Source organism: Streptomyces sp. NPDC058964 (assembly GCF_042741275.1).
GTDB lineage: Bacteria > Actinomycetota > Actinomycetes > Streptomycetales > Streptomycetaceae > Streptomyces.
Genome location: NZ_JBHYKH010000442.1, coordinates 1,927 through 6,258 on the forward strand (window position 1 = coordinate 1,927; position 4,332 = coordinate 6,258).

1 protein-coding gene and 2 pseudogenes are annotated in these 4,332 nt (G+C 75.3%); all 3 read left to right on the plus strand.

What is annotated here, in order from left to right; all coding sequences use genetic code 11:
- Positions 1–234: 234 nt before the first annotated feature.
- A pseudogene (locus tag ACFW2E_RS36230) lies at positions 235–1,191 on the plus strand (SWIM zinc finger domain-containing protein); the annotation flags it as partial.
- Positions 1,188–3,875 carry a DUF6493 family protein gene (locus ACFW2E_RS36235; protein ID WP_384473081.1) on the plus strand — a complete coding sequence of 896 codons (2,688 nt, stop codon included), beginning with the start codon at positions 1,188–1,190 and terminating at the stop codon, positions 3,873–3,875. The pseudogene ACFW2E_RS36230 and the gene ACFW2E_RS36235, both read left to right, overlap by 4 nt.
- 103 nt (positions 3,876–3,978) lie before the next feature.
- Positions 3,979–4,332: pseudogene (locus tag ACFW2E_RS36240) on the plus strand (GNAT family N-acetyltransferase); the annotation flags it as partial.

Genomic DNA, 4,332 nt, shown 5'->3' on the forward strand with positions numbered 1-4,332 from the left:
GGCCGCCTCCGCCCGGCGGCGCGCCCGCGGGGCCCCCCCCCCCCCCACAAACCCGCGCGGCGGCCCCCCCCCCCGCGCCCCCCCCCCCGCCCCCCCCCACGGCCGTATGGCCCAACTCCCCTTTTCCGGCGCGTATTCGCAGGTCAGAGTCGATTGTCAGTGGTCGCCTCTACCGTTTTTCCCATGACGCGATCTGTACAGGCCGTGGCCTATCGCCAACCCTCCGTGCTGGAATCCTCGACGGACGGACCGGTGGTGGAGAAGAAGGTGCCGCTGCCGGACCGGTGGCTGCGCGGCTTCGCGGAGGCACAGGTGACAGCGGCCGGGTTCGACCTGCGCGCCGAGCTGCCGGCGGCCGAGGCGGTGCGGTTCCTCCGTGGGCTCCCTCGGGCCGGCGGGGCGCGGCGCGCCGCGGGCGGTCCGCGCTGGGTGGTTCCGGTGGGCCGCGGGCTGCGGCCGACGACCCGGCCGGTGCCGGGCGCCGTGGGCCTGCCCGGTCCCGAGCGGCTGGCCGCGCTCCAGCGGGTACTGCGGCACGCGACGGCACTGCGGGTGTACGGCCCCGCGCTCACCGGTTCCGGTGCCGTCGGTGACGCCACCGCGGCAGCCTGGGAGGTGGTGCTGCCGGGCATGCGGCTCACGCTCACGCTGTCCCCCGACGCCGCACGCGGGTTCTCCGGCGAGGGGGGCGTCCTGGACGCGCTGGCGACGGACGAGGCCGCCGAGGACGCGGAGCTGATCGAGGTGCTCCTGGCGTGGGAGCCCCGCGTCGACGTCGCCGACCTCGCCGAGGCGTCCGGCCTCACCGTGGAGCGGGTCCGCGCGGCCCTGGTGCGCCTGGGCACCTCCGGCCGCGTCGGCTACGACACGGCGGAGGCCGCCTACTTCCACCGCGAACTGCCGTACGACGCCGCGCGCGTCGAGCGCCACAATCCGCGGCTGCGCTCGGCCCGCGCGCTGGTGGACGCGGGCGCGGTCGCCCTGGACGGCCCACTGGGGACGGTGACCGCCGAGGACGGGCATGTGCACCGGGTGCGCGACGCGGCCGGAGTGCTCAGCTGCAGCTGTCTGTGGTGGGCGAAGTACCGGGGCGGGCGTGGACCGTGCAAGCACGCGCTGGCGGTACGGATGGTGCGCCGGGGCGCCGCCGTGGAGCGGGATCCGGCGGGAGTCGACGGGGGTGTGCGATGAGTGCGGTGATGGAGGCGGTACGGGCGGGGCGGGTCGCCGAGGTGGTGCAGCTGCTCGACGGGATGCCGGATTCCGAACGGCGATCCCTTGTCCCGGAGTTGCAAGCGCTGCGCAAGGAGCTGAGGGCGGCTCCCTGGGACGGCGGATCGCGTCGTGCCCATCCGGCGCTGCATGCCGCGGGGGCGGCCTGCCACACGGGGGCGGCGGCCGCCGCGAGCTGGATCGCCGCGTCGGACATGCGCTGGTCCTCCGCGCCGGCCAAGGTGCTGCTGCGCGTGCTGGAAGGCCGTGACAACGGCTGGCTGACCGATGTGGCGCACCGGTTGGCGCAGCGGCCCGAGACGGCGAACGTGCCGTACGAGCTGATGTGCGGACTGGTCCACCGTTCGGGCTGCGCCGTCCCGGCGACGGACGCCTATGTGCGGGGCTGGGTCCAGCACGTAGGCGCCACCTGGCGCGGCGGCACCCTCGTGGAACGGCTGCGTGGGGAAACGGACCTGGTTCCGCTCGTGGCCGCCCTCTTCGAACTCGACGACCTCAGGGGCATCGGCTGGCTGTTCGGTGACGGGCCGGACTCCTGGCAGAGCGCTCTTGCCGCGCTGACCCGGGCAGGCCTCCTCGACCGTGCGACCATGATCGAGTCCTGCGTCGCCCGTCTCCTGCGCGGCGGCGGTGCCACCGACCACCGGGTGTTCCTCCCCCTGCTGGTCCGGCTCGACCTCAGCAGGGAGGAGGAGCGGGACCGGACCGCCGACTGGACCGCTCTGGCCCGCGACGCCGTCTCCCCCGTCGCCGCCCACGCCCAGTCGGTCCTCGCCGCCCTCGCGCTGGACGGGGAGCTGACCCCGCGCCAGGTCGCCGAGGCCTCCGAAGGGGTGCTGTTCCGCAGCGAGAAGAAGCTGGTCCGGGCCCAGCTCGTGCTGCTCGGCAAGGTGCTGTCCCGTGATCCGGCCGCGGCCGCGGAGCTGCTCCCCACCGCCGCCCAGGCGTTCGGGCACGAGGACACCCAGGTGCAGGAGCGCGCGCTCAAGCTGGTCGCACGGCACGCGAAGAGGCTCGACTCCGACGACGTCCGGTCCGAAATCGCCATCGCGGCACAGCAGTTGACGCCTTCTCTGCGCAGCCGTGCGGCGGACGCCCTGGGCATCGCGGCCATGGTCCCGGAACCGGTGGCGTACGAGGAGGTGTTGCCCGCCGCCCCCGGGCCGGTGCGCCTCGCCACGGCGCCCGGGACGGCGGTCGAGCTGGCCGAGGAGGTGGGCGCCCTGCTGGCCGCCGGCGGTGACGTTGCCGCCTTCGAGCGGGCGCTGGACGGCCTGGTGCGCCAGGCGTACCAGAACGTCGACGCCCTGCTGGACGCGCTCGGGCCGGTGGCCGGCCGGCGCTGGTGGCACACAACGGAACCGGGCCGGTGGCGGCACGCGGACTCGTACTTCGACGCGCACAACGAGCTCCACGGCACCCAGGACGGTCTCGACCTCGTCCTCGCGGCGCTGTGCGGAAGGGTGAAGACCGCCACGCTCCACAGTGCGCTCCGGAGCGGCTCGACCGGCCCCGGCTGCGTACACGGTGGCCTCTCCCAGGTGTTCGACGCCCGGCTGCGCGAGGTGGCCTACCGGCTCCGCACCGATCCGCTGCCGCTGCTGCTGTCGAGGCCCACCTGGAGCACGGGACTCCTGGAGCCGGACGAGCTGGTGGACCGCCTCGACGCCTACCGGCGCCTGGGCGCCCGTGTCTCGGCGGCCGACTTCGCCCAGGCGCTGCTGCGGGTGCGGCGCTCGGACCGGGCGGCGGCCGCCGCGGCGGCACGGCGGGCGGCGGCCCTCCACACGGCGGAGGGAGACCGGCTGGCCGGCTGGCTGTCCGCGGAGGGGCCCGACCTGCCCGTGGTCAGGCGGCGGGTCTCGGCGACCCGGATCGTGGTCGAGCTGGGCGAACTTCTCGAACTCCAGACGGACTTCCCCGCCGGGTTCCGGAGACTGGGCCGACCGCTGGCCGCCTATGGGGAGAGCGGGTACTGCTCGCACTGGAACGAGGGGATACGCCCGCACTGGCTGGCCGCGCTCCCGGAGCGCCGCGAGCTGGTCGCCGCACGGATGGTGCACGACCTCTCCAGGGCGGCCGTGAACGACAGCCGGGGCGGCACCTCCGCCCTCCCGCTGCTGGCCGAGTCCGGCGGGGAGGCGGGCGAGAGCGTGCATCTGTGTCTCGCGTACGGCCTGGGCGCACGGCAGGCGGAGGACAGGCTCGCCGCCGTGGACGCGCTGCTGGTGCTCGCGGCACGCGGACAGCTCGACACCGAGCGGCTGGGCGCCGACCTCGGCCAGCTCGTCCGGCGCGGCGCGGTGAAGCCGCTCCGGCTCGCCGAGTCGGCCCGGACGGCGGCGGCCACGGGGGCGAACGCGACGATATGGGGGATGCTGCGCCACACCCTTCCCGTACTGCTCGCGGACCTCGCGACGGCCGCACCGGCAGGGGCGGTGGGTGCGGCCGGGCCGACCGTCGTGGCCACCTCATCGCGTGGGCTGGGTGATCTGCTGACCGTGGCCGCCGAGTGCGCCGAGCGGTCCGGGGCGCGCGGCGAGCTGCCGCATCTCGCCGGGACCGCCGCCCGGCGCGGTTCGTCGCGGCTGGTGACGCAGGCACGCCGGCTCCGGGACACCCTGACCGGCTCCGCCCGATGACAGAAGAACAGCAAATGGGGCAGAAGCATGCTTTACCCATCGGTCACAAGTCGTTCGTGATCACGCAACACCCTTCCTTCACAGTGGCTGCATGAATCGAAACATGTCTGATGTGACGCGGACGAAACACGGACGTCCGGTGCACCACTGGCGGCGGGACGTCGTCGAACTCGCCGCCCTCTTCACGGCCGTCGCGGTGGCGGACGTAGTGGCGAACCTGGTCGGGCACGGGCCCGACGGCCCGGCACTCCTGGTGATCTCGGCGGCCGCGCTGGCCGCGACGGCGGGCTTCCACACCTGGTGGGCACGGCGCCACGGGCACGCACCGCCGACGGACGATACCGGTGCCCGGCCGCGCGCCCCGCCGCGGCCCGGCCGGGGCTGGGACACCGCCCGGGGCGCGGACCCGAGCGGTGCGGGGCGCGCGCGGGGGGGGGGGGGGAGGGGGAGGGGGTGG